Source organism: Comamonas sp. DB36, from assembly GCF_057914905.1.
Window position 1 is genome coordinate 898,873 of record NZ_CP196631.1, and the last position, 25,758, is coordinate 924,630.

General features: G+C 66.9%; 25 protein-coding genes. 11 read left to right on the forward strand and 14 right to left on the reverse strand.

The window, feature by feature from the left end; translation table 11 throughout:
- Positions 1 to 166: 166 nt before the first annotated feature.
- The 3 genes from lspA to ACSVDO_RS04300 form a co-directional block, all read right to left on the reverse strand.
- Positions 167 to 673 (reverse strand): signal peptidase II, encoded by a 507-nt coding sequence (gene lspA / locus ACSVDO_RS04290; protein ID WP_489595065.1) that lies wholly within the window; start codon positions 671 to 673, stop codon positions 167 to 169.
- Entirely contained in the window at positions 673 to 3,534 is a 2,862-nt protein-coding gene (ileS, locus tag ACSVDO_RS04295) for an isoleucine--tRNA ligase (RefSeq protein ID WP_489595067.1), read from the reverse strand. Before ileS ends, lspA begins: the two co-directional genes overlap by 1 nt.
- Before the next feature lie 109 nt (positions 3,535 to 3,643).
- Complete coding sequence (locus ACSVDO_RS04300; RefSeq protein ID WP_332534011.1) at positions 3,644 to 4,693, reverse strand: bifunctional riboflavin kinase/FAD synthetase; 1,050 nt, start codon at positions 4,691 to 4,693, stop codon at positions 3,644 to 3,646.
- A 165-nt stretch (positions 4,694 to 4,858) separates the two neighbouring features.
- On the opposite strand from ACSVDO_RS04300, the gene ACSVDO_RS04305 reads away from it, so the two are divergent.
- Positions 4,859 to 5,440 carry an HNH endonuclease gene (locus ACSVDO_RS04305; RefSeq protein WP_332534012.1) on the forward strand — a complete coding sequence of 194 codons (582 nt, stop codon included), beginning with the start codon at positions 4,859 to 4,861 and terminating at the stop codon, positions 5,438 to 5,440.
- On the opposite strand, the gene ACSVDO_RS04310 is transcribed toward ACSVDO_RS04305, so the two are convergent.
- Positions 5,437 to 6,372 carry a LysR family transcriptional regulator gene (locus ACSVDO_RS04310; RefSeq protein ID WP_489595069.1) on the reverse strand — a complete coding sequence of 312 codons (936 nt, stop codon included), beginning with the start codon at positions 6,370 to 6,372 and terminating at the stop codon, positions 5,437 to 5,439. The two genes, ACSVDO_RS04305 and ACSVDO_RS04310, sit on opposite strands and share 4 nt — an antisense overlap.
- 101 nt (positions 6,373 to 6,473) lie before the next feature.
- Here ACSVDO_RS04310 and ACSVDO_RS04315 point away from each other — a divergent pair, with 101 nt between their 5' ends.
- From ACSVDO_RS04315 to ACSVDO_RS04340, 6 genes are all read left to right on the forward strand, one after another.
- Entirely contained in the window at positions 6,474 to 7,145 is a 672-nt protein-coding gene (locus ACSVDO_RS04315) for an orotate phosphoribosyltransferase (RefSeq protein WP_489595070.1), read from the forward strand.
- A complete protein-coding gene (locus ACSVDO_RS04320; RefSeq protein WP_489595072.1) occupies positions 7,142 to 8,404 on the forward strand; it encodes a hydantoinase/carbamoylase family amidase in 1,263 nt (420 codons plus the stop codon). Before ACSVDO_RS04315 ends, ACSVDO_RS04320 begins: the two co-directional genes overlap by 4 nt.
- A gap of 107 nt (positions 8,405 to 8,511) precedes the next feature.
- The gene (locus ACSVDO_RS04325) at positions 8,512 to 9,948 is read left to right on the forward strand and encodes a TolC family protein (RefSeq protein WP_489596327.1); all 1,437 of its coding nucleotides are present in this window, start codon (positions 8,512 to 8,514) and stop codon (positions 9,946 to 9,948) included.
- Positions 9,945 to 10,982 (forward strand): HlyD family secretion protein, encoded by a 1,038-nt coding sequence (locus ACSVDO_RS04330; RefSeq protein ID WP_489595073.1) that lies wholly within the window; start codon positions 9,945 to 9,947, stop codon positions 10,980 to 10,982. The genes ACSVDO_RS04325 and ACSVDO_RS04330 overlap by 4 nt, the downstream gene beginning before the upstream one ends.
- Positions 10,982 to 12,172, forward strand: a complete 1,191-nt coding sequence (locus ACSVDO_RS04335; RefSeq protein ID WP_489595074.1) for an ABC transporter permease — start codon at positions 10,982 to 10,984, stop codon at positions 12,170 to 12,172. The genes ACSVDO_RS04330 and ACSVDO_RS04335 overlap by 1 nt, the downstream gene beginning before the upstream one ends.
- Before the next feature lie 2 nt (positions 12,173 to 12,174).
- On the forward strand, positions 12,175 to 13,308 hold the full coding sequence (locus ACSVDO_RS04340; protein ID WP_489595075.1) for an ABC transporter permease: 1,134 nt from the start codon (positions 12,175 to 12,177) through the stop codon (positions 13,306 to 13,308).
- Here the strand turns inward: ACSVDO_RS04340 and ACSVDO_RS04345 are convergent.
- Positions 13,305 to 13,919, reverse strand: a complete 615-nt coding sequence (locus ACSVDO_RS04345) for a DUF2238 domain-containing protein (protein WP_442881425.1) — start codon at positions 13,917 to 13,919, stop codon at positions 13,305 to 13,307. The genes ACSVDO_RS04340 and ACSVDO_RS04345 overlap by 4 nt on opposite strands.
- Before the next feature lie 206 nt (positions 13,920 to 14,125).
- On the opposite strand from ACSVDO_RS04345, the gene ACSVDO_RS04350 reads away from it, so the two are divergent.
- Complete coding sequence (locus ACSVDO_RS04350; RefSeq protein ID WP_489595076.1) at positions 14,126 to 15,073, forward strand: bestrophin family protein; 948 nt, start codon at positions 14,126 to 14,128, stop codon at positions 15,071 to 15,073.
- Between the two features lie 25 nt (positions 15,074 to 15,098).
- On the opposite strand, the gene ACSVDO_RS04355 is transcribed toward ACSVDO_RS04350, so the two are convergent.
- From ACSVDO_RS04355 to ACSVDO_RS04370, 4 genes are all read right to left on the reverse strand, one after another.
- Complete coding sequence (locus ACSVDO_RS04355; RefSeq protein ID WP_489595077.1) at positions 15,099 to 15,710, reverse strand: GNAT family N-acetyltransferase; 612 nt, start codon at positions 15,708 to 15,710, stop codon at positions 15,099 to 15,101.
- A gap of 132 nt (positions 15,711 to 15,842) precedes the next feature.
- Positions 15,843 to 16,958, reverse strand: a complete 1,116-nt coding sequence (locus ACSVDO_RS04360; RefSeq protein ID WP_489595078.1) for an acyl-CoA dehydrogenase family protein — start codon at positions 16,956 to 16,958, stop codon at positions 15,843 to 15,845.
- Positions 16,959 to 16,967: 9 nt separating this feature from the next.
- Positions 16,968 to 18,149: an acyl-CoA dehydrogenase family protein gene (locus ACSVDO_RS04365; RefSeq protein WP_489595079.1), complete on the reverse strand. Its 1,182-nt coding sequence runs from the start codon at positions 18,147 to 18,149 to the stop codon at positions 16,968 to 16,970.
- 95 nt (positions 18,150 to 18,244) lie between these two features.
- The gene (locus ACSVDO_RS04370; RefSeq protein WP_332534024.1) at positions 18,245 to 18,931 is read right to left on the reverse strand and encodes a YceH family protein; all 687 of its coding nucleotides are present in this window, start codon (positions 18,929 to 18,931) and stop codon (positions 18,245 to 18,247) included.
- Positions 18,932 to 18,951: 20 nt separating this feature from the next.
- Here ACSVDO_RS04370 and purN point away from each other — a divergent pair, with 20 nt between their 5' ends.
- Complete coding sequence (gene purN / locus ACSVDO_RS04375) at positions 18,952 to 19,536, forward strand: phosphoribosylglycinamide formyltransferase (protein ID WP_332681875.1); 585 nt, start codon at positions 18,952 to 18,954, stop codon at positions 19,534 to 19,536.
- A gap of 30 nt (positions 19,537 to 19,566) precedes the next feature.
- Here the strand turns inward: purN and ACSVDO_RS04380 are convergent, their stop codons facing one another.
- Positions 19,567 to 19,845, reverse strand: coding sequence for a DUF1653 domain-containing protein (locus tag ACSVDO_RS04380; RefSeq protein WP_489595081.1), 279 nt, complete (start codon positions 19,843 to 19,845; stop codon positions 19,567 to 19,569).
- A 75-nt stretch (positions 19,846 to 19,920) separates the two neighbouring features.
- Between ACSVDO_RS04380 and ACSVDO_RS04385 the strand changes: the two genes are divergently transcribed.
- Both ACSVDO_RS04385 and ACSVDO_RS04390 read left to right on the forward strand, forming a co-directional pair.
- A complete protein-coding gene (locus ACSVDO_RS04385; RefSeq protein ID WP_332534027.1) occupies positions 19,921 to 21,192 on the forward strand; it encodes an RsmB/NOP family class I SAM-dependent RNA methyltransferase in 1,272 nt (423 codons plus the stop codon).
- 116 nt (positions 21,193 to 21,308) lie between these two features.
- Entirely contained in the window at positions 21,309 to 22,532 is a 1,224-nt protein-coding gene (locus ACSVDO_RS04390; RefSeq protein ID WP_332681863.1) for a DesA family fatty acid desaturase, read from the forward strand.
- Here the strand turns inward: ACSVDO_RS04390 and ACSVDO_RS04395 are convergent, their stop codons facing one another.
- From ACSVDO_RS04395 to trxB, 4 genes are all read right to left on the reverse strand, one after another.
- Positions 22,533 to 23,708 (reverse strand): S8 family peptidase, encoded by a 1,176-nt coding sequence (locus ACSVDO_RS04395; RefSeq protein ID WP_332534029.1) that lies wholly within the window; start codon positions 23,706 to 23,708, stop codon positions 22,533 to 22,535.
- 240 nt (positions 23,709 to 23,948) lie between these two features.
- Positions 23,949 to 24,119 (reverse strand): 50S ribosomal protein L33, encoded by a 171-nt coding sequence (gene rpmG, locus ACSVDO_RS04400; RefSeq protein WP_008904999.1) that lies wholly within the window; start codon positions 24,117 to 24,119, stop codon positions 23,949 to 23,951.
- 20 nt (positions 24,120 to 24,139) lie between these two features.
- Entirely contained in the window at positions 24,140 to 24,373 is a 234-nt protein-coding gene (gene rpmB / locus ACSVDO_RS04405; protein WP_159910637.1) for a 50S ribosomal protein L28, read from the reverse strand.
- A gap of 213 nt (positions 24,374 to 24,586) precedes the next feature.
- A complete protein-coding gene (trxB, locus tag ACSVDO_RS04410) occupies positions 24,587 to 25,537 on the reverse strand; it encodes a thioredoxin-disulfide reductase (RefSeq protein ID WP_213294571.1) in 951 nt (316 codons plus the stop codon).
- Between the last annotated feature and the right edge of the window lie 221 nt (positions 25,538 to 25,758).

Sequence of the window (25,758 nt, forward strand, 5' to 3'; positions counted from 1 at the left end):
GTTTTCGCGCGTTTATGCGCGTTTTGCCTACATTATGTGCGATTTGAGCACTCTTTTTCCTTGCGAAGCTACGGGTAAACCCGTGGCTCCCGCCGGCTTGCGGGGTGCCTGCCTGCTGCCTGGGCAAAAAAAACGGCCTGTGCCAGGGGCGCAGGCCGGTGCACGATCAGGCGCCGCTCTTCCTGCGCATGCGGCGCAGTTCGTCAAGAACCAGCAGCACCGCGCCTATGCTGATCGCCATGTCGGCCACATTGAACGCCGGGAAGTGCGAAGCCCCCCAGTAGAAGTCGAGAAAGTCGACCACATAGCCGTGCTGCAGGCGATCGACCACATTGCCGATCGCACCGCCCAGGATGCTGGCCAGCGCCAGACCCAGCAGGCGCTGGCCGCGATGGGCGTGCAACTGCCAGACGATGACCACCGTGGCGACCACGCCTATGCCCGTGAACAGCCAGCGCTGCCAGCCGCCGGCGTCGGCCAGGAACGAGAACGCCGCGCCGGTGTTGTGCGCGCGCACGATGTTGAAGAAGCCCGTGATCGGCGTGAAATCACCGAGCTGGTAGTAGGCCAGGATCCACTGCTTGGTGATCTGATCGACCACGATCAGCAGCAGCGCCCAGGCCAGCCACGGCCAGATGGCCGGGCGCGCCGTGGTGGGAATGGCGCTGGCCATCAGGCGATCTTCCGGTCTTCGCCGGCGCCATGCAGATTGCTGTCGCAGCGGCCGCACAGCGTTGGGTGGGCGGGGTTGACGCCCACGTCCTCGCGGTAATGCCAGCAGCGCTCGCACTTTTCATGGGCGCTGGGCGCGACCGTCGATTGCAGCGCCGCACCGGACTCAGCAGCCACGGCCTGCGCGGCCGAGGTGATCAGCACGAACTTCAGGTCGTCGCCCAGGCTTTGCAGCAGCGCCAGGTCTTCGGGCTCGGCGGCCAGCGTGACTTCGGCCTGCAGCGACGAGCCGACCTGGCCCGTGGTGCGCACGGCTTCGATGTCCTTGTTCACCAGATCGCGGATCTCGCGGATGCGCGCCCACTTGGCGAGCAGCGCGGCGTCGCCCGCGGGCAGGTCGCTGAACTTTTCCAGGAAGATGGTTTCGCTGTCGCCGAAGATCTTCCAGGCCTCCTCGGCCGTGAACGACAGGAACGGCGCCATCCAGCGCAGCATCGCATGCGTGATCTGCCACAGCGCGGTCTGCGCCGAGCGGCGCGCCAGGCTCTTGGGCGCGCTGGTGTAGAGCCGGTCCTTGAGCACGTCGAGGTAGAAGCCGCCCAGGTCTTCCGAGCAGTACAGCTGCAGCTTCGCGACCGCGGGATGGAACTCGTAGTCGTGGTAGTGGCCGATGATCTCCGTCTGCAGTTCGTGGGCGCGCGCCAGCGCGTAGCGGTCGATCTCGAGCATCTGCTCGAAAGGCACGGCATCCTGCGCCGGGTCGAAGTCGCTGACGTTGGCCAGCAGGAAGCGCAGCGTGTTGCGGATGCGGCGGTAGGCATCGACCACGCGCGCCAGGATCTTGTCGTCGATCGCCAGGTCGCCCGAGTAATCGGTGGAAGCCACCCACAGGCGGATGATTTCCGCGCCCAGCTTGCTTGACACGTCCTGGGGCGCGACGGTGTTGCCCACCGACTTGCTCATCTTCTTGCCCTGGCCGTCAACGGTGAAGCCGTGGGTCAGCAGGCCGCGGTAGGGCGCGCGGCCGTAGATGGCCGAGGCCAGCAGCAGCGACGAGTGGAACCAGCCGCGGTGCTGGTCATGGCCTTCGAGGTACAGGTCGGCTTCGGGGCCGCTGTCGTGGTGCATGGCGGGGTGGGTGCCGCGCATCACATGCCAGAAGGTCGAGCCCGAGTCGAACCAGACTTCGAGAATGTCGGTGCTCTTGGTGTACTGGGCGGCTTCCTCGGCGCCGAGGATTTCCTCGGTGCTCACGCGGCTCCAGGCCTCGATGCCGCCTTCCTCGATCATGGCCGCGGCCTGGTCGATGATTTCCATGGTGCGCGGGTGCAGTTCACCCGAGTCCACATGCAGGAAGAACGGCAGGGGCACGCCCCAGCTGCGCTGGCGCGAGATGCACCAGTCGGGCCGCCCGGCAATCATCGCGCGCAGACGTTCCTTGCCGTTCTCGGGATAGAACTGGGTCTGCTCGATGGCCGCCAGCGCGGTCTCGCGCAGCGTGCCCGGCGCCTTGTCCTTGGTGAACACGCCTTCGCCCTCGTCCATGCGCACGAACCACTGGGCCGCGGCGCGGTAGATCACCGGCGTCTTGTGGCGCCAGCAATGCGGATAGCTGTGGGTGATGGTCTGGCTGTCGAGCAGGCGGCCGGCTTCGCGCAGCGTCTCGATGATGACCGGCGCGGCCTTCCAGATGTGCTGGCCGGCAAACAGCGGCAGTTCGGGCGCATAGACGCCGTTGCCCTGCACGGGGTTGAGGATGTTGTCGTACTCCATGCCGTTGCTGACGCAGGAGTTGAAGTCATCCACGCCATAGGCGGGCGCCGAGTGCACGATACCCGTGCCGTCGTCGGCCGTGGCGTAGTCGGCCAGATACACCGGCGACAGGCGGTCGTAGCCCGCATCGACTTCGGCCAGCGGATGGCGGAAGTTCAGGTGGTCGAGCTTCTCGCCCAGCGCCGTGGCCAGCACCGTGCCTTCGAGGTTCCAGCGCGCCAGGCACTTCTCGACCAGCGCGCTGGCGACGATCAGCACGCCGCGCTCGGTGTCGACCAGGCTGTATTCGAGCGCCGGGTTGACGTTGAGCGCCTGGTTCGCGGGGATGGTCCAGGCGGTCGTGGTCCAGATGACGATATAGGCGGTCTTGGACAGCTGGGGCAGGCCGAAGGCCGCGGCCAGCTTCTCGGGCTCGGCCGAGGGGAACATCACGTCCAGCGTCTGGCTCTTCTTGTCGGCGTATTCGATCTCGAACTCGGCCAGCGACGAGCCGCAGTCGAAGCACCAGTACACGGGCTTGAGGCCGCGGTACACGTAGCCGCGCTCCATGACGCGCTTCAAGGCGCGCAGTTCGGCGGCCTCGTTGGCGTAGTTCATGGTCTTGTACGGGTTGTCCCAGTCGCCGAGCACGCCCAGGCGCTTGAAATCGGCCATCTGCTGGGCGATCTGCGCGGTGGCGAAAGCGCGGCTCTTGGCCTGCATCTCGTCGCGCGGCAGGTTGCGCCCGTGCAGCTTCTCGATCGCGTTCTCGATCGGCAGGCCGTGGCAGTCCCAGCCCGGCACGTAAAGCGCGTCAAAGCCTTCGAGCTGGCGGCTCTTGACGATCATGTCCTTGAGCACCTTGTTGACCGCATGGCCGATATGGATCTGGCCGTTGGCATACGGCGGGCCGTCGTGCAGGATGAACTTGGGCGCGCCGCAGCGCGCGTCGCGCAGCTTCTTGTAGATGCCCTTGTCGTCCCATTCCTTGGCCCAGCCGGCTTCCCGCTTGGGCAGGTCGCCGCGCATGGGAAACGGGGTGTCGGGCATGTTCAGGGTGCTGCGATAGCTGCTCGCAGCGGCGGGGGTGTTTTTGGCTTGATCGGACATGGAAACCTTCAAAGCGAAGCGTTGCCCGGGGAAGTGGCCCGGGCATGGAAAGCGGGGCGGGAGTGGAGCACGGGCGACCTGCCCGGGCTCCTGCAGCGCAGGGCGCGCGTCAAATTCGATCGCGAGTCGTCTGGCGACGGGTTTCGGTGTACGTGGGCGCAGGCAAAGCGGCAAACAGCGCGCGCGCGTCGTCACAGTCCTTGGCAATCCCCGCGGTCAGGGCTTGCAGACTGTCGTACTTCAGCTCGTCATGCAGTTTGTGCAGAAGTTCCACGCGGATGATTTTACCGTATGCCCCTTCAGCCCCCAGGTGGGCGGGCCAATCGAGGCAATGGGTCTCGAGCAGCACGCGCCCGCCGTTGACGTCGTTCGGGTCCAGAGAAGGGCGCACGCCCAGATTGGCCACGCCCTGCAGCGGCTGGTCGGACAGGCCGTGCACATGCACCGCGAAAATGCCGCCGGCCGCGGGCTTCCAGTGTGCAAAGCGCAGGTTCAGCGTGCGGAAGCCGTCGCTTGCGCCCGGGCGGGATTCGGCAAGCTGGCGTCCCAGTTTGCGGCCGTGCAGCACATGGCCGGAGATCGTGTAGGGATGGCCCAGCAGGCGCGCGGCTTCGTCCATCCGGCCCGCGGCCAGGGCCTCGCGCACCGCCGAGCTCGACACGCGCAGGCCGTGCACTTCGTAGCTGTTCATGCGCGCCACGTCAAAGCCGCTGCGCTGGCCTGCGGCGTCGAGCATCGCGTAGTCGCCGGCGCGCTTGGCGCCAAAGCAGAAATCGTCGCCGACCAGCACATAGCGCGCGCCCAGACCGGCGAGCAGCACTTCGTCGATGAAGGCCTGGGGCGACTGGCTGGCCAGCCGCTGGTTGAACGGCAGTACCACCACCTGGTCCACACCGCAGCGCTCGAGTGCTTCGAGCTTGTCGCGCAGCGTGCAGATGCGCGCCGGCGCGAGCCCGGGCTGGTGGAGCACCTTGGCGAAATAGTCGCGCGGATGGGGCTCGAAGGTGAGCACGCAGGTGGCGACGCCGCGCTGCCGGGCTTCGCCCGCCAGCAGGGACAGCATGGCCTGGTGACCCCGGTGGACACCGTCGAAATTGCCAATCGTCAGGGCACAGGCGGGTTCACGCCCCGAGTGCTGGAAGCCGCGGAAGATCTTCATCAATATGCTTTGGTTCTGCGAGCGGTGCGCGCCTGTGCATCCAGCGCGGCCTACGGGTTTTCGCTCAAAGCGAGTATATTGCCTGAGACAGGTGGGCCCAGACCGGCGGGTTGTTCCCTGCGGGCCCACGTTCCTTGGCGATGGTGATTGCAAAGGAGGCATGTTGTGAAGGTGCTGAAATTGTCCGCGCAAGGGCTGCCCCAGTCCTGGCTCACGCTTGAACAGGCGGTTCTCTATTACGCCGCCGACGCCGTGCGCTGGGAGTCCGGGGCAGAGATCGCCTGTTTCCGCGGCGGCCACAACGCGCGCACCGGCCTGCAGTCGGTGATACACGTCAACAGCATCATCGGCACGCGCGGCATGCCCGCCATCAATCCGCATGCGCTCAAGCCCGGCCTCACCAACAGCAAGCTCTTTGCGCGCGACCGCTGCGTCTGCGCCTACTGCGGCCAGCTGTTCGACGACAGCGAGCTCACGCGCGAACATATCCTGCCCCAGGCCGCGCGCGGCCAGGACCACTGGATGAACGTGGTCACAGCCTGCCGCCCCTGCAACCACCGCAAGGGCGCGCGCACGCCCGAGCAGGCGCGCATGCCGCTGCTCTATGCCCCCTATGTGCCCAGCCTCTGGGAAGACTTCATCCTGCGCAACCGCCGCATTCTGGCCGACCAGATGGAATTCCTCACCGCGCATCTGCCCAAGACTTCACGCATGCGCTTGGGGCATGAGATGGAAGCCTTGGCTTAGGAATCCTTGCCCTGCGGAACCAATGCCTCGGCAAAGTGCCGCGCGGGCGCGGGCAGGTCGGCAAAGCGCGTTGCATACAGGTTGAGGTCGCGTTCTGCCCAGGCGTCGGTCAGCGGCACGGCGTGCAGTTCGCGCGTCTCGCCCAGGCGCTGGTAGGCGCCTTCAGGCATCACGCCCACGCCCAGTCCGCATTCGATCATGCGGCACATCGCGCTCAGGCTGTCGACTTCGATGCGCTGGCGCAGCATGCGCCGGCCCGAGCGCGCTTCGCGGTCCAGCGTTTCCTGCACGATGGAGCTGTCGCGCAGGCCGACCTGGGCATAGTCGAGCGCTTCTTCATACGCCAGCTGCGCATGGCACGCGAGCGCATGGCCGCGCGGCATGATCAGCACCATGCGCTCGCGTCGGTAGGGCATGGATTCGAGGCCTTCGGCTTCGTCGCAGGGGCTGCACACGCCCAGGTCGGCGAGATGATCGCGCACCGCGCGCGCCACATTGCGGCTGGTTGCCTGGCGCAGGTCGATGCGGATGTCGGGGTGGCGCTGGGCGAACTGCGCGATGTGCTCGGGCAGGAACTGCTCCACGGCCGAGGCGTTGGCGCTCAGCCGCACCAGGCCGCGCACGCCGCGCGCGTATTCGATCAGGTCGTCGCGCAGGTGTTCCACGTCGAGCAGGATGGTGCGCGCGTGTTCGAGCAGCAACTGGCCTGCGGGCGTGGCGCGCACGCCGCGCGCATGGCGCAGCAGCAGCGGCGTGCGCGCCAGCGATTCGAGCTCGGCAATGCGCTTGCTCACGGCCGAAGCCACCATGCCGCCATGCTCGGCCGCGCGCGCGATGCTGCCGCACTCGCAGATCAGCACGAAAAGATCGAGCGAAGCGAGGTCGATCTGGCGCAGAAAGCTGCGCGAGGAGGTGAAGTCGGATAGGGACATGCGGCATGAGCCATCGCGGATGGGAACGGCTGTAGGAATTTTAGCCACTTCTGGTTGGACCGCTGGCTTCTTACCATGGCGTTTTGCCCACGGATACGTTCATGCTTCTTTCCGACTCCGACGCCCCGCGCGTTGCCCAGGCCCTGGTGGGGCTGGGCGCGGTGCGCATTGCCGCGCACCAGCCGTTCTTCTATACATCGGGCTGGGCGAGTCCGGTCTATGTGGACGCGCAAGTCCTGATGTCGGATGTCGCGCTGCGCGGCTCAATCATGGACCTCGCGGCGCGCAGCGTGCGGCCGGTGATCGCCGCGCGCGGCATCAATGCCATCGTGGGCACGGAAAGCTCGGGCATAGCGTTTGCGGCATGGCTGGCCGAACGCCTGGAACTGCCCATGCTCTACCTGCGCAAGCGCCCCGTGGGCTGGGACATCACGGCCCAGCTCGAAGGCCGGCTGCCGGCCGACGCCAGGGTGCTGCTGGTCGACGACGTGACCACCGACGGCCGCTCCAAGGCCGGCACCGTCGCGGCGCTGCGCCGCGCGGGCCCGGTGGTCGAAAATGTGCTGGTGCTGCTTGATTACGCGCTCTACGCCCAGGAAGCCAGCACGCTGGCCGAGCATGGCCTGTCGCTGCACGCGCTGGCCACCTGGAAGCATCTGCATGAAGCGCTGCTCGCCAGCGGACAGCTCAGCAGCGCCCAGCAGGCGACGCTGGCCGACTTCTCGGCCTCGCCCGTGGCCTGGTCGCTGCGCAACGGAGGCACAGGCGCATGATGGACTGCACCACCGCGACCGACACCCGCGCTCTGGCCGAAGCGCTGCTCGCCGAGATCCGCGCAGCCACGCGCGACGGCCTGGGCGTGACGCGCGAAAGCTATGGCCAGGGCGAGAACACCGCGCTGCGCATTCTCGCGGCCAAGGCCGCTGAACTCGATCTGCGCTGCGAGACCGACCGTGCGGGCAACCTCTGGCTGAGTCTGCCCGAAGACCAGCGCGAGGCCCCTTTCCTGGTGGTCGGCTCGCACGCCGACTCCGTGCCGCAGGGCGGCAATTTCGACGGCCTGGCCGGCATCGTCGCCGGCATGCTGATACTGGTCGGCCTGCGCGGGCGCCATGAGGATGCGCTGCCGGTGCGCGTGCTCGCGTTGCGCGGCGAGGAAAGCGCCTGGTACGGCAAGGCCTATCTGGGCTCGCTGTCGCTGCTGGGCAAGCTGCCTGCGGCCACGCTCGCGCGCCCGCGCCGCGACGGTCTCGACACGCTGAGCGAAGCCATGACGCGCTGCGGCGCCGACGTCGCGGCAATCGGCCGCGGCGAAGCGCTGATTGACATCGCCGACATCGCCGCCTACCTCGAAGTGCATATCGAGCAGGGCCCCATCATGGTCAACCGCGGCTGGCCCGTGGCGCTGGTCACGGGCATACGCGGCAACGTGCGCCACAACCTGATCCGCTGCATAGGCGAGTCCGGCCACTCGGGCGCGGTGCCGCGCTGGCTGCGCAAGGACGCGCTGCTGGCCGTGGCCGAACTGCTGTCGCGCATGGACGAACACTGGCGCGTGCTGCTGCAGATGGGCATGGACATGGTGATGACCACGGGCATCTGCTCGACCTCGCCGCAATCGCACGCGGTCTCGGTGATTCCCGGCGAAGTCGCCTTCAGCTTCGAGGTGCGCAGCCAGGACACGCAGACGCTGGAGCGCTTCTATACCTTGATGCGCGAGGAATGCGCGGCCATCGAGCGCGCGCGCAACGTGCGTTTCGAATTCGATGACCGCCTGTTCACCGAGCCGGCGATCATGGATGCGGGCTGGCTCGATCGCATGGAGGCGGTCGCTGCCCCGGGCGACAAGCTCGAACGCATCGCCAGCGGCGCCGGCCATGACGCTGCCGTGTTTGCCAATGCGGGCGTGCCTTCGGGCATGGTGTTCATACGCAACGACAACGGCTCGCACAATCCGCATGAAGCCATGGACATAGACGACTTCCTGCTGGGCGTCGAATTGCTGACGCGGGCGATGACGGCCAAGGCCTGAAGTCCGGGCCCTGGTGCCGCCGTCAGCGCCTTTGCCGGCAGCGGCTTCCGATATGATGGCTCCATCCTTTTCAAGGCTTACCGCGAGAGAGGAAGGAGCTACCCGTGATGCCGACTCCCACGTCATCTGTTGCACTGCGCTGGCGTCGGCTGCTGGGTGGCTGCGTGGCGGCCTTGGGCGCATGCTGCGCGCTGGCACAGCCCGCAGCCCCGCTGAGTTTTGTCGACGCACAGACCGCGCTGCTCGAGCGCTCCGACCAGCTGGCCGCAGCGCACAGCGCCGTGGACAGCGCACGCCTGCGCCGCCAGGGCGTCGATGGTCTGGGCGGGCCTTCGGTGTCGGTCACGGGCATGGCCTACCGCTATTCGGTCAATGCCGAAATCAATCTCGATCCCGCGCGCCGCATGCTCGACGGCGCGCTGGGCATGCTGCCTCCTGAGTTGGGGCAGCTGCTGCCCGGTACGCCGCAGCTGCCCTCCAATGTCGGGCTGCAGCGCGAGAAGAACAATGCGTCGGCCAATCTGTCGCTGATCTGGCCGCTGTACATGGGCGGCGTGTCGGACGCCGTGCGTTCGGGGCTAGACGGCGCCACCGACGAGGCCCTGGCCGACGCCGCCAGCAGCCGCGAATCGCTGCAGTCGCTGCTAGTCCAGCGCTACTTCGGCGCGCAGCTCGCCGAGCGCGCCGCACAGTTGCGCCTGCGTGCGCTGGATGCGGTGCGCCAGCACGACAGCGCAGCGCAAAGCATGCTCCAGGTCGGCGTGATTGCCAAGGTGGAGCGGCTGCAGGCCCAGGCCGCATTGGCCGATGCCGAGCAGCAGGCGCGCAAGGCGCACGACGACGCCCAGCTCGCGGCCACGGCGCTGGCGCGCACCGTCAAGGCCCAGGCCCTGGTGCAGCCCACGTCGCCGCTGTTCGTCAGCAGCCGGCCGCTGGCGCCGCTCGCGGAGTTCGTGGCCGCCGCCCAGCGGCTGCATCCCGGTCTCGACAAGGTGCAGGCCAAGCGGCGCCAGGCCGAATCGCTGCACGACGCCCAGGAAGCCTTGCGCAAGCCCCAGGTGCTGGCCTTCGGCCTGCACGAGCTGGCGACCAGCGGCAAGCCCAACTGGGTCGCGGGCGTGGCCGTGCGCTGGACGCTGTGGGACAGTCTGGACCGCGATGCGCTCGCGGCGTCGTCGCTGCGCAAGATCGACCAGGCCGAATCGATGCAGGCCCAGGTGCGCAGCGACCTCGCGCTGCTGGTCGAGAAGAACTGGCTGGGCGTGGAGCAGGCGCGGCGCCAGTACCTGGCGCAGCAGGCGCAGGAAGACCTGGCGCGCGAGTTGCTGAGCCTGCGCGAAGCCGGACTCAAGGAGGGCACGAGCACCGTTCTTGACCTGATCGACGCCCAGACCAATCTTGCCAAGGTGCAGACCCAGCGCGCGGAAAGCGCCAATCTGTATGTGCAGGCATTGGCTGCGCTGCTCGAAAGCTCGGGCCAGAGCGATGCCTTCGCGCGCCACATGGCCCAGGCCGACATCCAAATTCCCGCCGACGCACCATGACCTCTACTCCATCCGAACCCCAATCTCCGGCGCCTGCGGCGTCGCGCGCCAAGCGTCCCGTGCTGGCCGTCGTGCTGGTGCTGCTGGTGGTGCTGCTGATTGCCTGGGGGTTCTGGCGCGCGGCCCAGCCCGCGCCGCTGTATTTCCAGGGGCAGATGGAAGCGCGCGAGTCGGACATCGCCTCCAAGGTCACGGCGCGCATCTCCAAGGTGCTGGTCAAGGACGGCCAGAAGATCCAGCCCGGCGACCTGCTGATCGAACTCGACAGCCCCGAAGTGCGTGCCAAGCTGGCCCAGGCCGAAGCCGCGCGCGACGCGGCCCAGGCTGTGGCCGACAAGGCCCAGGCCGGTGCCCGGCCGCAGGAAGTGCAGATGGCGCGCCTGAGCTGGCAGCGCGCCCAGGCCGCGGCCGAGCTGGCCGAGACGTCCTACCGGCGCGTGCAAAGCCTCTACGACCAGGGCCTGGTCGCGGCGCAAAAGCGCGACGAGGCCTTCGCCAACCACCGCGCCTCGCGCGACCAGGCGCTGGCCGCCAAGGCGCAGTTCGACATGGCCGCGTCCGGCGCGCGCACCGAGGACAAGAGCGCCGCCCAGGCCCAGGCGCGCCAGGTGCAGGGCGTGGTCGCGGAAGTCGAGGCGGCCAGCGCCGAGACGCAGCTGCGCAGCCCCGTGGGCGGCGAAGTCGGCCAGATACTGGCCAAGGAAGGCGAGCTGTCGCCGCAGGGCGTGGCCCTGGTCACCGTGGTCGATCTGAGCGACCAGTGGGTGGTTCTGAACGTGCGCGAAGACCATCTCGCGCGCTTCGCCCAGGGCAGCCGCTTCTCGGCGCGCCTGCCTGCGCTGGACAACCGTCAGGCCGAGTTCGAGGTGTTCTACCTGGGCGTGCTGCCCGACTTCGCGACCTGGCGCGCGACGCGCGCCGGCCAGGGTTTCGACGCGCGCACGTTCGAGGTGCGCGCCCGGCCTGCCGCGCCCATTGAAGGCGCGCGCCCGGGCATGAGTGTCGTGGTCGAGGAAAGCCGCGCAGGCGGATGATGGGCCCGCTGCTTGTCAGCCTGCGGCGCGAAGCAAGGCTGCTGCGCGCGCGTCCCTGGGACCTGGCCATGGTCAGCTGGGTGCCGCTGCTGTCGGTGCTGCTGCTGGCCTGGATCTTCTCGGCGGGTCTGCCGCAGCGGCTGCCGATCACCGTTTGGGACCAGGACCACAGCAGCGTCTCGCGCCAGCTGGTGCGCTTTCTGGAGGCGACGCCGGGGCTGGCGGTGCGCTCGCAGGCGCTCAATGCGTCCGAGGCGCAATGGGAGCTGCAGTCCATGGCATCCTATGCCGTGGTGCAGATTCCGCCGGGCTTCGCGCGCGCTGTGAAGCGCGGCCACGCGGCCAATGTGGTGCTGCTGCACAACGCCCAGCTCGCCACGCATTCGAGCCTGATACAGCGCGACCTGCGCCAGGTGGTCGGCGTGCTGTCGGCGGGCATAGAGATGCAGGCGCGCGCCAAGCGCGGCGACCCGCAGCAGGTGCTGCGCGTGCGCATGGAGCCGGTGCAGACCAATCTGGTGTCCTTGTTCAACATCTCGACCAATTACGAGCAGTTCCTTGCCGCGGCGCTGATTCCGGCGCTGCTGCATATCCTCGCGATGACTGCGGGCGCCTGGTCGGTGGGGCGCGAGCTGCGCGACCGCACGCTGGGCGACTGGCTGCAGGCGGCCGCAGGCCCGCGGACCGCGGGCTGGTCGGTGCTGCTGGGCGCGCTGACGGGCAAGCTGGTTCTTCCCTGGCTGAGCCTGAGCGCCTGCGGCTGGACAGGCTTGCTGTGGCTTACGCTGGGGCGCGGCTGGGCCGTGGCCGGCAGCCTGGCGTGGGTCGGCCTGGGGCTGGCGGCGCTGGTCGCCGTGAGCCTGGCCGCGGGCGCGCTGCTGGCCGCGCTGACGCTGTCGCTGCGCACCGCGCTGTCGGGCGCGGGCCTGCTGTCGGCGCCCGCGTTCGCGTTCAGCGGCGTGGGCTTTCCGCTGCTGGCCATGCCGGCCGCGGCGCGCGGCTGGGCGGTCTCCATGCCCTACACCCACTATGCGCGGCTGCAGATCGAGCAGTTCCAGATGGGCGCGCCCGTGGTGCAGAGCCTGCCCATCGTGTGTTCGCTGGCGCTGGCCACGCTGGTGCTGTTGCTGCTGGCGACGGCGGGCCTGGCCAGGGGCCTGCGCAGTCCCGACAAGTGGGGCGGGCGCTGAACATGGCGCGCCAATCCTCCTTTGTCCGCAGCCTGACCGGCACGCTGCGCGCGGCGTTCGGCGATGTCGGCGTGCTGCTGCTGCTGGTCGGCGCTCCCGTGCTGTACGGTTTCTTCTACCCCTGGTTCTATGCCGATGAAGTGGTGCAGCGCGTTCCGGTCGCCGTGGTGCAGCTGGACGGCAGCGGCCTGGCGCGCCAGACGCTGCGCTTTGCCCAGGCCAGTCCGCGCATCGCCGTGACGCTGGTGACCGGCGATGAAGCCGCGGCCCAGCAGGCGCTGCTGCGCGGCGAGGTCATGGGCTATGCGGTGCTGCCCCCCGACTTCAAGCGCAAGGTGGTGCGCAGCGAGAAGGTCGTGGTGACGGTCTATGCGAACGGTGCCTATCCGCTGGTCGCCAAGCAGGTGCAGTACGGCTTTGCCGAAGCCGTGGGCACGGTTTCGGCGGGCATAGAGCTCAAGCGCCTCGGCGCCAGCGGGCAGAGCAGCCTGCAGGCCGCAAGCAGCCGGTCGCCGGTCAACCTGCAGCTGCAGGCGCTGTTCAATCCCACCGAAGGCTACGGCAGCTTCGTCGTCGCGGCGGTCGCAGTGCTGATACTGCAGCAGACCCTGCTGATGGGCGGCGCGCTGCTGGTCGGCACCTGGCGCGAGCGCGGCGAGGCCGCGGCGCCGGCATCGGTCTGGCTGGGCCGGCTGCTCGCGCTGTGCCTGATAGGCTGGCTGTCGGGCCTGTACTACTTTGGCTGGATCTTTGTCTGGCACGACTTCCCGCGCGGCGGCAACCCGCTGGGCGCCTTGGCGCTGCTCGCGGTCTTCGTCCCCGCGGTCGTCGGGCTGTCGGCGCTGCTGGGCTGGTGGTTCGCGAGCCGCGAGCGCGCGATGCAGGTGATTCTGTTCACCTCGATTCCTCTGGCCTTCGTGGGTGGCTTCAGCTGGCCGGCCGAAGCCCTGCCCACCGCACTGCAATGGCTGCGCTGGCTGTCGCCCAGCACGGCGGGCATACAGGCTTCGCTGCGGTTGAACCAGGCCGGCGCTCCGCTGCAGGCCGCGCTCTGGTATCTGAGCGTGCTGCTGGCTTTGGCGCTGTGCAGCTGGCTGGTCGTGCTGTGGCTGGGGCGCAGGAAGGCCGGGCGCTAGCCGCGGCGCGGCGCGGCCAGCCGTGCGATCTGCCGGTCCTGCCAGCGCGCCAGCGTCAGCAGCGCGGCCAGCGCGCCCAGCAGGGCAAACGCCATGTCCGATTGCGTGTCCCAGGGATCGCCCTGCGTGCCCAGGAATTCGTCCGCGCCCTGGCCCAGCGCCAGCGCCGCGGCCCATTCGATCAGCTCGTAGCTGGCGCTGATCGCCAGCACGATGCAGACGACCACAAAGGCCAGCATCTTCCTGCCCTGGACATAGCCGCCGCGCAGCAGGATCTCGCGCGCCACCAGCGCCGGTATGAAGCCCTGGGCAAAGTGGCCTATCTTGTCGTAGGGGTTGCGCGACAGATCGAGCCACGACTGCAGCTCGAAGCCGAACGGCACGCGCGCATAGGAATAGGTGCCGCCGACGATCAGCACCAGCGCATGCAGGCCTATGCAGGCATAGAGCAGGGGGGTGAGCGGGAAACGCCTGCGCGTGGCCCAGAGCATCGGCAGCGCAATCAGCACGGGCGCGACTTCCAGCCACCAGGTGGTGCGGTCGAACGGATTGAGCGACGAGATCGCGAGGGCAATCAGGCAGAACAAGGTCAGCGCGGATAAATGCTTCAAGGCCGAATTTTCCATTCCCATTGCGCGTCCTGTCCGTGAAGTGACCTGTGCCGCAGAGCATGCGCAGGCCGCGCCATCTCTATCCAGAGAAGCGCGCATGGCCTTGTGCTCTGCTCAATAATGCCCGGCTATGCAAAAAATGCCGAAGGCGTGCCCGTCGGAGATTGCATTCTAGTATCCGTTTTTTCCAGACTGCACCCCCCGCAATGATCGTTCGCGAGCGCCCGGCCGGCTTCCGGCTTTTCCTCATCTTGCGGGGCTCTGTGTTGCAGCGCATTCGCCTGTCCCTGGCCATCAACACGCTGCTGGCCATTCTCGTGACGCTGGCCCACGGCAGTCTGTTTTCCGTGAAGATCACGCTGACGCCGATTCCCTTCACGCTGATCGGCCTGCCGCTGGCGATCTTCCTGGGTTTTCGCAACAACACCGCCTACGACCGCTACTGGGAAGGGCGCAAGCTCTGGGGCGAGATGGTGATACAGACGCGCACGCTCGCGCGCCAGTGCCTGGGCCTGATACGCCTGCCGCAAGCCGTTGATGCCGGCCGGCGCGACAGCGACGTGCGCGTGCGCATGATCCACCGCGCTATCGCCTACGCGCATGCGCTGCGCCTGCAGCTGCGCGACCAGCCGCAAACCGACGACCTGCAGCGCTGGCTCACGACCGAGGAGTGGCAGGCGCTGCGGCGCAAGCCCGTGGGCCGGCGCGCCGATGCGCTGATGATGACCATGGGCCAGGAGCTGGGCGACTGCGTGCGCCGCGGCGAGATCGACCCCTGCCTGGCGACGCGCTTCGACACCACGCTGACCGAGATGCTGGGCGCCGCGGCCTCGTGCGAACGCATACGCCACACGCCCATGCCGTTTTCCTATGCGCTGCTGCTGCATCGCACGGCCTATATGTATTGCTTCCTGCTGCCGTTCGGCCTGGTCGACATCACGGGCTTCATGACGCCGTTCGTCGTCGCCATCGTCGCCTACACGTTCTTCGGCCTCGACGCGCTGGGCGATGAACTCGAAGAGCCGTTCGGCATGGAAAGCAACGACCTGCCGCTGGACACGATCTGCCGCGGCATAGAGATCACGCTGCTCGACGCCTTGAACGCCCCCGACATTCCCGAGCCGCTGCGCCCGGTCAACTATCTGCTGACCTGAGGCCGCGGCCTGCGCGCTTCAAGCGCTACCCGGCGAGCGCGCCGATGATCGGCACCTGCGGCGCGGCCCCGGCCGGCAGATGGCCTGTGAGACGGGGATCGGCCTGCACTTCGACGCGCACCGCATAGGGGGTGAAGCCGGCGTTGATATAGAAGCGCAGCGCCGAAGGGTGGTCGTAGGTGCAGGTATGGACCCACATGCGCTCGATGGGGCGCGACCAGGCCAGCGCAATCGCCTGCTGCATCAGCGCGCGGCCCAGGCCTTGGCCGGTGCACTCGGGTGTGAGGCCCAGAAAGCTCAGCTCGCAGGCGAGCGGCGTGCGGAAATCGAGTTCCAGCAGGCCCACGTCTTCATCGTCGCGGCGAACGATGCGCACCACGACATCGGGGTCGTTCAGAATGCCGGCCAGTTCGTCGTCGGCCATGAACAGCCGCGAGTACCAGAGCCAGTCGGCGCCGACCTTGCGAAACAGCGCGCGGTAGGCATCGAGGCTGCCATGCGCCAGCGGCGCGAGCGCGAACCCTGGGGGCAGCGCGTGATCGGCGGGCGCGGGGCGGGCGCGCATTTCGAGATCGGTGACAACGCTGGCCACATGGCCGGCAGCGACGTCGGTATAGCCAAGGGGAACGGTGCTCATGGGTGGCAAGCGCTGCGTCCCGGCTTGAACGACAGGGAAAGAAGAGGTTTGGTCATGCCGAAACATTAGCACGGCATGGTGTGCACGCTGGCGCCCGCCCATGCAGGCAGCGCGCCAGGATGCAGACACAGGCTAGGCAAACACGCCGGCCGTCTCCTGCATTCCCGCCGAGACTTCGCCCAGATGGTGCAGGCTGTCGCCGAACGTCATTTCCAGCTGGGTCAGGCGCTTGAAGTAGTGGCTCACGATGTATTCGTCGGTCACGCCTATGCCGCCGTGCAGCTGCACCGCCTGCTGACCCACGAAGCGCATCGCCTGGCCCAGCTGCACGCGCGCGCGCGCCATCGCCAGGTGGCGCTCGGCGGCCGGAGCGGTCATCTTCAGGCTCGCGTAGTAACTCATCGAACGTGCGAGCTCGAGCTGCATCTTCATGTCGGCAACGCGATGGCGCAGCGCCTGGAAGCTCGCGATCACCACGCCGAACTGCTTGCGCTGGTTCATGTAGTCGACGGTGATGTGCAGCGTCTGCTCCATTGCGCCCACGGCTTCGGCGCACAGCGCGGCATTGGCCACATCGGAGGCCAGCGTCAGCGCCGTGAGGCCATGCTGGGTCAGCAGCGTGGCCGGTGTGTTTGTGCACTGCAGCTCGGCTGCGCGGCCGCCGTCCTGTGTGCCATAGCCGCGCAGCGCCACGCCGCTGGCGCCGCGCTCCACCAGGAACAGCGCGATCTGGCCGTTGAGCTGTGCGGGCACGAGGAAAGCGTCGGCATGGTCGCCCACGGGCACCAGGCTCTTGTGCGCGTTGATCACATGGCCGCTGCCGCTGGTGGTTGCCGTGGCGCTGCAGACGTCGAGACGATGGCGCGCCTTGCGCTCCTGGTGGGCCAGCACGACCAGCGCTTCGCCGCTGGCGATCTTCGGCAGCCACTGCGCCTGGGCGTCGGCCGGCGCGTACTGGCTCAGCACGGCGCTGGCGACCACGGCCTGGGCCAGCGGCTCCAGCACGATGCCCCGGCCCAGCTCTTCCATTGCCACCATCACGTCGATCGGGCCCTGGCCCAGGCCGCCATGGGCTTCGGGCACGGCCAGCGCCGTCAGGCCCAGCTCGGCAAGCTCGTTGTAGGCGGCGCGTGAAAAGCCGCCTTCGGCCACGATTTCACGCCGGCGCTCGAAGGTATAGGCCTTGCTCACCCAGCGGCGCACGGCGTCGCGCAGTTGCTGCTGGTCTTCGGAAAAATTGAAATCCATGATGTCTCCTCAGCCGAACACTGTTTGAGCGACGATATTGCGCTGGACTTCATTGCTGCCGCCATAGATGGTGGTCTTGCGCATGTTGAAGTAGGTCGAGGCCAGCGGCGCGTTGGCCGCTTCGCCGCCGGGGAAGTCGCCCTGCCAGCCGGCTTCCATCGCTTCCTCGATGAACGGCAGGCTGAACGGGCCCGCGGCCAGCATCATCAGCTCGCTGTAGCGCTGCTGGATCTCGCTGCCCTTGATCTTCAGCAGGCCCGCGATATCGAGCGGGTTCTTGCCCGAGGTCTCGGCCGAGAGCACGCGCAGCACCATCATTTCCAGCGCGATCACATCGATTTCGAGCAACGCGATCTGGTCGCGAAAGCGCTGGTCTTCCCATACGCCTTCGGCCTTGGCGATGCGCTTGAGGCGCTCGAGCTCGCGCTTGGAGCGGTTCACGTCGGCAATGTTGGTGCGCTCGTGCGACAGCAGGTGCTTGGCATAGGTCCAGCCCTGGTTCTCCTCGCCAATCAGGTTCTCGACCGGCACCTTGACGTCGTCGAAGAAGACTTCGTTGACTTCGCATTCGCCGTCGAGCAGCTTGATCGGGCGCACGCTCACGCCCGGCGATTTCATGTCGATCAGCAGGAAGGAAATGCCGGTCTGCGGCTTGCCCTCGGTGCTGGTGCGCACCAGGCAGAAGATCCATTCGCCGTACTGGCCCAGCGTCGTCCAAGTCTTCTGGCCGTTGACCAGATAGTGGTCGCCCTGGCGTTCGGCGCGGGTCTTGACCGACGCCAGGTCCGAGCCCGAGCCCGGCTCGCTGTAGCCCTGGCTCCACCAGACTTCGCCGCTGGCGATGCCCGGCAGAAAGCGCTGCTGCTGCTCGGCATTGCCGAAAGCCATGATCACCGGCGCAACCATCACCGGGCCGAAGGGAATCACGCGCGGCGCACAGGCCAGCGCGCATTCTTCCTCGAACAGATGCTTTTGCACCGCGGTCCAGCCCGGACCGCCGAAGGCCGTGGGCCAGCCATGGCCCAGCCAGCCGCGGCTGCCCAGTATCTTGGACCAGCGCTGCAGGTCGTCGCGCGACAGCCTCAAAGCGTTGCGCACCTTGTGCGCGATGTCCTCGGGAAGATTGCTGCGGACCCAGGCGCGAATCTCTTCGCGGAAGGCCTGCTCTTCAGGGGTGAATGCGAGATCCATGCGTCAGTCTCCTGTGATGGGAGATTTGTAGCACGCCCGTGCTTTTTTGTGCTGTCCGCAGCGGGACACCCGGCGCCGGGCTTGTCGCGCGCTGCTCAATCCTGCGTCGGTGCGGACGTCGGCTCCACGCCCAGCTGCTGGCACAGCGCATGGAGTTGCGCTTCGAGCTGCTCCACGCGCGCTTCTAGCGCCGCAATGCGCTGCTCGGCTGCGCTGCTGGTCGCAGCGCGCGCGGCCGGCGCCGCGGGCAGGGCCGACAGATCGATGGGGCCGGTGAGCAGCGTTGCCCAGCGCGGCTCGCGCGCGCCCGGCGCACGCGGCAGCAGCACCACCAGCGGGCCGCCTTTTTCCTCGCTGCGCTCCTGCAGTTCATCGAGAAAGGCCTCGACCGAGGAAATATCGGCAAAGCGGTGCCAGCGCTCGGCGTTCAGCCGCAGCTCGGCCGCGGTCTGCGGGCCGCGCAGCAGCAGCAGCGACAGCAGCACCGCCGACTGCTCGGGCACGCCCACGCCGCGCGGGAAGTTGTGCTCCCAGCGCTGGGTGCGGTTGCCGCTCACGGGCGTCACCAGGCTCTGGCGCAGCAGATCGTCGAGCGCCTGCTGCACATCGCCTTCATCGAGTTCCATGACGGGATCGCGGCTGCTTTTCTGGTTGCAGCCGTTGACCAGGGCATTGATGGACAGCGGATAGCTGTCGGGAACCGTGCGGGCCTTTTCCATCAGCGTGGCAAGCACGCGCGCCTGGACGGGATTCAACGGGGTGGAGCGTGGGTCAAAGGGCATGGATGAGACAATCGGTGGCAATGAAAAACATCGTGATTTTGATCTCTGGCGGCGGCTCCAACATGGCAGCCATCGTGCAGACCGCCCGGCAACAGGACTGGGCCCGGACCTTGAACGCGCGCGTCGCCGCGGTCATCAGCAACAAGGCCGACGCCAAGGGCCTGGAATTTGCGCGTCAGCATGGCATTGCCACCGACGTGCTCGACCACAAGACCTTTGCGAGCCGCGAAGCGTTCGACGCGCGCCTGAGCGAAGTCATAGACCAGTACCAGCCCGCGCTGGTGGTGCTGGCCGGCTTCATGCGCATTCTGACACCAGGCTTCGTGAACCATTATGCGGGCCGGCTGGTCAACATCCATCCTTCGCTGCTGCCGGCCTTCACCGGCCTGCACACGCACCAGCGCGCGATCGACGCGGGCTGCAAGTTTGCCGGCGCCACGGTGCATGAAGTCACGGCCGAGCTGGACGTAGGCCCCATCCTGGAGCAGGCCGTGGTGCCGGTGCTGCCGGATGACACGGCGCAGACGCTGGCCGCGCGCGTGCTGGTGCAGGAGCACGCGATCTATCCGCTGGCAGTCGCGAACTGGCTCAGAAAGCAGGGCTGAAGCGTTCGCTCTGGCCTCAAGGTCAGAGCGTCATGCGCGCGCCGCGCTTTCGGCTTCGGGCGAGTAATCGCCCAGCCGCGTGAACCGCAACTGGTGCCGGCCGTCGATTTCCACGCTTTCGCCGAACATCGCCGCGGGCCGCACCCACAGGCCGCGCGCGCCGTAGAGCGCGCGGTACAGCGTCATGGCTTCGAGCGTTTCGCTGTGGCGCACCATGTCTATCACCTGGTAGAGCCCGCCCTTGTAGTGGCGGTAGAGGCCGGGCGGCGTGGCGTTGAGCGGGGGCAGGTCGGAGTCGGTGGCGGTCATTGTCGGCAGTCGTACTGAAACGCGCACAGTACCAGCGAATGCCGGGGACACTCCGCAAATGGGACAATCGCTCCCATGCATCCCAACGCCCTCCTTGATGCTTGCTCCGAACTGGTCAAGCGCACCCTGACATTTGAACACCCGGCCGACGCCGTGGTGTCCCGCTTTTTCCGTGAAAACCGTGGACTGGGCCAGCGCGAACGCGCCGCCCTGGCCGAAACGGCCTACACCGTGCTGCGCAAGAAACTGCTGTTCGAAAGCCTTGCGCGTTCGGGCAGCGGCCCGCGCGAGCGCCGCCTCGCGATCCTGGGCTACCACGGCCCGCGCGACTTCCTCAAGGCCGCGCTCAACGACCAGGAAATCGCCTGGCTGGCCCAGTGCGACGCGGTCAAGCCTGAAGAACTGATGGAGCCGCACCGCCACAACCTGCCGGCCTGGCTGGTCGAGCCGCTCAAGGCCCAGCTGGGCGACGGCTTCTGGCCGCTGGCGCAAAGCATGGAAGAGGGCGCTCCGCTCGACCTGCGCGTCAACGCGTTGAAGGACAAGCGCGCCGATGTGCAAAAAGAGCTGCTCAAGGCCGGCATACGCTCGGTGCCCACGCCGTTCTCCCCCTGGGGCCTGCGCGTCGAAGGCAAGCCTGCGCTGACGCGCTATGACGTGTTCACGCGCGGCGCCATCGAAGTCCAGGACGAAGGCTCGCAGCTGCTGGCCCTGTTGCTGGACGCCAAGCGCGGCGAGATGGTGGTCGATTTCTGCGCGGGCGCGGGCGGCAAGACGCTGGCCATAGGCGCGAGCATGCGCAGCACCGGCCGTCTGTATGCGTTTGACGTGTCGGGCCACCGCCTCGAAGCGCTCAAGCCGCGCCTGGCGCGCAGCGGGCTGTCGAACGTGCATCCCGCGGCGATCGCGCATGAGCGCGACGAGCGCGTCAAGCGCCTGTCGGGCAAGATCGACCGCGTGCTGGTCGATGCGCCCTGCTCGGGCCTGGGCACGCTGCGCCGCAATCCCGATCTCAAGTGGCGCCAATCCGAAGAGGCGATTGCCGAGCTGACCGTCAAGCAGGCATCCATTCTCGACAGCGCCGCGCGCCTGGTGAAGTCGGGCGGACGCCTGGTCTACGCGACCTGCTCCATCCTGCCCGAGGAAAACGAGGCGATCGCCGAAGCGTTCAGCGCGGCCCACCCCGACTTTGTTCCGCTCGAAGCCGCGGAACTGCTGGAGCAGCTCAAGGTGGCTGCGGCGGCCAGCCTGTGCAGCGGCGGCGAGTCGGGTGGCCGCTACCTGCGCATGTGGCCGCATCTGCATCAAACCGACGGCTTCTTCGCCGCGGTGTGGGTGCGCAAGTAGCCTCTTGTTGCCAATGACCTGTAAGTGCGGGTAATTGGCAGGCATCCTCCACGGGCCTGGCCCTAAAATGAAACACCGCTTTTTCAGGCGGTGTTGCTTTTTGGGAAGGTCGTGCCATGTGGAATTTCAATGGAGCGTTCTCGGGCGCGATGCTCGACTGGCTGGGCCATGGGCTGCTGCGCCTTTCCTGGTGGCAGCTGCTGCTGGTCGCACTGGCCACCACCCACCTCACCATCGTCGCCGTCACGGTCTTCCTGCACCGCTGCCAGACCCATCGCGCGCTGGAGCTAGGCCCCATCCCGTCGCACATCTTCCGCTTCTGGCTGTGGCTGTCCACGGGCATGGTCACGCGCGAATGGGTCGCGGTACACCGCAAGCACCACGCCAAATGCGAAACGCCCGACGATCCGCACAGCCCGCAGCAGCGCGGCCTGCGCACCGTGCTGTGGCGCGGCGCCGAGCTCTACCGCAGCGAAACCACCAATGCGCAGACCTTGCGCACCTATGGCCAGGGCACGCCGGATGACTGGCTAGAGCGCCGCGTCTACGGCCGCTTTCCCGGCCTGGGCATCGCGCTGCTGCTGGCGATCTACCTGCTGCTGTTCGGCTTCGCTGGGCTGGCGCTTTGGGCGGTGCAAATGGCCTGGATTCCATTCTGGGCCGCGGGCGTGGTCAACGGCATAGGCCACTACTGGGGCTACCGCAACTTCGAGGTCAAGGACGCGAGCCGCAATATTTCGCCCTGGGGCCTGCTGATCGGCGGTGAAGAGCTGCACAACAACCACCATACCTATCCGACCGCGGCCAAGTTCTCGGTCAAGCGCCATGAGTTCGATATCGGCTGGGTCTACATCCGGCTGCTGCAGCGCCTGGGCTGGGCGCGCGTCAAGAAGCTGCCGCCGCGCTGGCAGGAAGGCGAAGTGCGCGCCGAAGCCGATGAAGCCACGCTTGAGGCCTTGATTGCCCACCGCTACGAAGCCATGGCGCGCTATGCGCGCGGCCTGCGCGCGGCCTGTGCCGTCGAAGTCGAGAGTCTCAAGGCGCGGCGCGCCGACCGCGCCCAGGTCTCCTTGCTCAAGTCCGTGCGGCGCTCGCTGGTGCGCGACCAGGAGCGGCTTCCGCAGCGCGCGCGCGCGCAGATCGATCAGGTGCGCGCCGCGCATCCGGTCATAGACCAGATGCTGACCATGCGCGAGGAACTGCGCCAGCTGTGGCTCAACACTTCGCACACGCGCGAGCAGCTCACGGCCGATCTGCGCGCCTGGTGCCGCAAGGCCGAGGCCAGCAATATCCGCGTGCTGCAGGAATTCTCCATCGCGCTGCGCGCGGTGCGCGTCTGACTACGGCGCCGTGACCAGGCCCTGACCCACATCGGATTCATCGGTGTTGGCGACAAACACGTTCTTGCGCGCATTCGAGATCAGCCGTGCCGAGACATTGCGTGCCGTGGGCTTGATGTCCGCCTGGCGCAGGAACTGCCACCACAGCGCGGCAACGCCGGCCACATGCGGGCAGGCCATGCTGGTGCCGCTGATGGTGCGCAGTCCCCCTCCGGGCCAGGCCGAGGTGATGTCGACACCGGGTGCGGACAGCCGCGCCTGGATGTTGGAGAAGTCCGCGACCATGAACTTGCCGTCGGTGCGCCCGACGGCCGCCACCGAGATCACATCGTCCGCCGAGGCCGGCAGCGAGGTGGCAATGCGGTATTCGCGCTTGAGCGCGCGCCGGCTTTCGTTGCCGGCCGCGGCAATCACCAGCGGCGCCACGCCAAACGCCGCCTGGGCCTTGAGCACGGCCATGATGGCATCGAACATGCGCAGATTGCCGCCATAGGCTTCTAGCGCCGTGGAAGTCGCCAGGTCCAGCGGCCAGCCGTCGGCCATGAGGCGCGAGACCATTCCGGGAAAGTCAAAGCCCAGCGACATGGAGATGATGTCGGCCTGCTGCTCCATTGCCCAGGTGAGCGCGTGGAACACCATCTCCGACTGGCCGGCGCCGTCGTCGCCCAGCACCTTGCCTATCAGCGCGCGCTCCACGCCGCGCGCCACGCCCACGCGCTGCTGGCCGTCGTTGCGCCCGAAGATGGTGCCCGCGCAATGCGTTCCATGGCCGTTGCGGTCGCCATTGCCGTGGTCGCTGAAGTCCTTCTCGACCAGCGTCATGCCGGCAAACGCGGGATGGTCGCGGTCTATGCCGGTATCGAGCACGGCAATGCTCACGCCGGCGCCGTCGTAGCGGCTCTTGTCGGCACGCACCGCCCGTATGCCCCAGTTGCTGGCCAGCGCCGTGCGCGGCAGCACGGGCTTCAACTCGACCGGGCTGATGAGCCGCGTGGGCATGGTGGGCACCACCAATTGCACCTGGGGATCGTTCTTGAGCTCACTGACCGCATGTTCGGGCAGGTGTTCGGTGGACACCGCGGGCAGAGCGCTTTCCAGCGAGAGTATGCCGGTGTCGAGTTCACGTTTGCTGATGCGGCGCTGATAGACGTATTTCAGAATGATGTAGCGTTTCATTTGCGCTCCACGGGGCGGTCTGCAGCAGCCGAATGACCTCCCATTCACAGCTTTGTCTGCCGATCATCGATAGTGTGCGCTCACTTGGATGAGGCCGCAATACGGAGCACAGGAGGGTGTGCCCTAGTTGCTGGGGAGTGCAATGCAGTATGTGCGCCAACGAAAAAAGGACACCGAAGTGTCCTTTTTCAAGAAGCTTGAGAGCGTGCAGCCTGAGCCGCGGCCACTCTTGGGAAGCGCTTACTTGAGCTTCATTTCCTTGTACTCGACATGCTTGCGAGCCTTGGGATCGAACTTCATGATCAACATCTTTTCAGGCATTGTCTTCTTGTTCTTGGTAGTGGTGTAGAAGTGACCGGTACCCGCAGTGGATTCCAGCTTGATCTTGTCGCGTCCGCCTTTAGATGCCATGGTATTTCTCCTTCAGGGAATTAGGCTTGGCCACGGGCACGCAGGTCTGCGAGCACGGCGTCGATACCGTTCTTGTCGATCAGGCGCAGAGCAGCGCTGGAAACGCGCAGGCGCACCCAACGGTTCTCGGTTTCCACCCAGAAACGACGGTACTGCAGGTTAGGCAGGAAACGACGCTTGGTCTTGTTGTTGGCGTGGGAAACATTGTTTCCCACCATGGGCTTCTTGCCCGTTACATCACATACGCGTGCCATGAGGACACTCCGATAGTTTTTTTACAGCCGTGGTCACCGAGCCCTGCACAGTTGCGCAGGTCGTGTCCATGGCCTCACCTCGCCAGAATTCGGGTGGCGGTAACCCGTCGCTGAACCTGTGGCAAGCCTTGCACGCCCCCTGTGGGGCATGCTCAAATTCAGCAAAGCCTGCGATTATAGGCGCCGCGCCTCGGCGCGTGCCAGCGAAAGACCTTATTCCTGCTCGAGGAAGCGTTGTGCGTCGAGCGCGGCCATGCAGCCCGTACCGGCGCTGGTGATGGCCTGGCGGTAGACATGGTCCTGCACGTCGCCCGCGGCGAACACGCCGGGAACGCTGGTCTGCGTGGCAAAGCCCTTGAGGCCGCCCTGCGTGACGATGTAGCCGTTTTCCATTTCCAGCTGGCCCTGGAAGATGTCGGTGTTGGGGGAATGACCGATGGCGATGAAGCAGCCTTGCAGCGCGATGTCTTCGGTATGGCCGTCCTGCGTGCTCTTGAGGCGTATGCCGGTCACGCCGGATTGGTCGCCCAGCACTTCGTCGAGCGTGAAATGGGTCTTGAGCTCGATCTTGCCGGCCTTGACTTTCTCGTGCAGCTTGTCGACCAGGATGGGCTCGGCCTTGAACTTGTCGCGGCGGTGCACCAGCGTGACCTTGCTGGCGATGTTGGACAGATACAACGCTTCTTCGACGGCCGTGTTGCCGCCGCCGACCACGCAGACCGGCTGCTCGCGGTAGAAGAAACCGTCACAGGTCGCGCAGCCCGAAACGCCGCGGCCCATGAAGGCCTCTTCGGAAGGCAGGCCCAGGTACTTGGCCGAAGCGCCGGTGGCAATGATCAGCGCATCGCAGGTATAGGTGCCCGAGTCGCCGGTCAGCGTGAACGGGCGCTGGCTGAAGTCGACCTTGTTGATATGGTCGAAAACGATTTGCGTCTGGAAGCGCTCGGCATGCTGCTGGAAGCGCTGCATCAGTTCGGGGCCTTGCACGCCCATCACGTCGGCCGGCCAGTTGTCCACGTCGGTGGTCGTCATCAGCTGGCCGCCCTGGGCCATGCCGGTCACGAGCAGCGGCTTGAGGTTCGCACGGGCGGCATAGATGGCGGCGGAATAGCCTGCGGGGCCGGAGCCGAGAATCAGAACTTTGGCGTGTTGCGTAGTGGACATGGTTGCACTCATGGAAAACATGCCGACGGTCGGCATGTGGAGGTAGACAGATGGTGGAGTATCTCCCGCACGCGGAGTTTCCGTGTGCGTGGCGCTTCAATCACCGGCATTGTAAAAAATCATCAAATGCTTGAAATTTGAACGTCTTGTTGCAAGTGTCTGCGTTCTCCCACACGGCAAGTCCTGTGCGCGGGCGGGCGGTGGGGTAAGCTCCCGCTTGC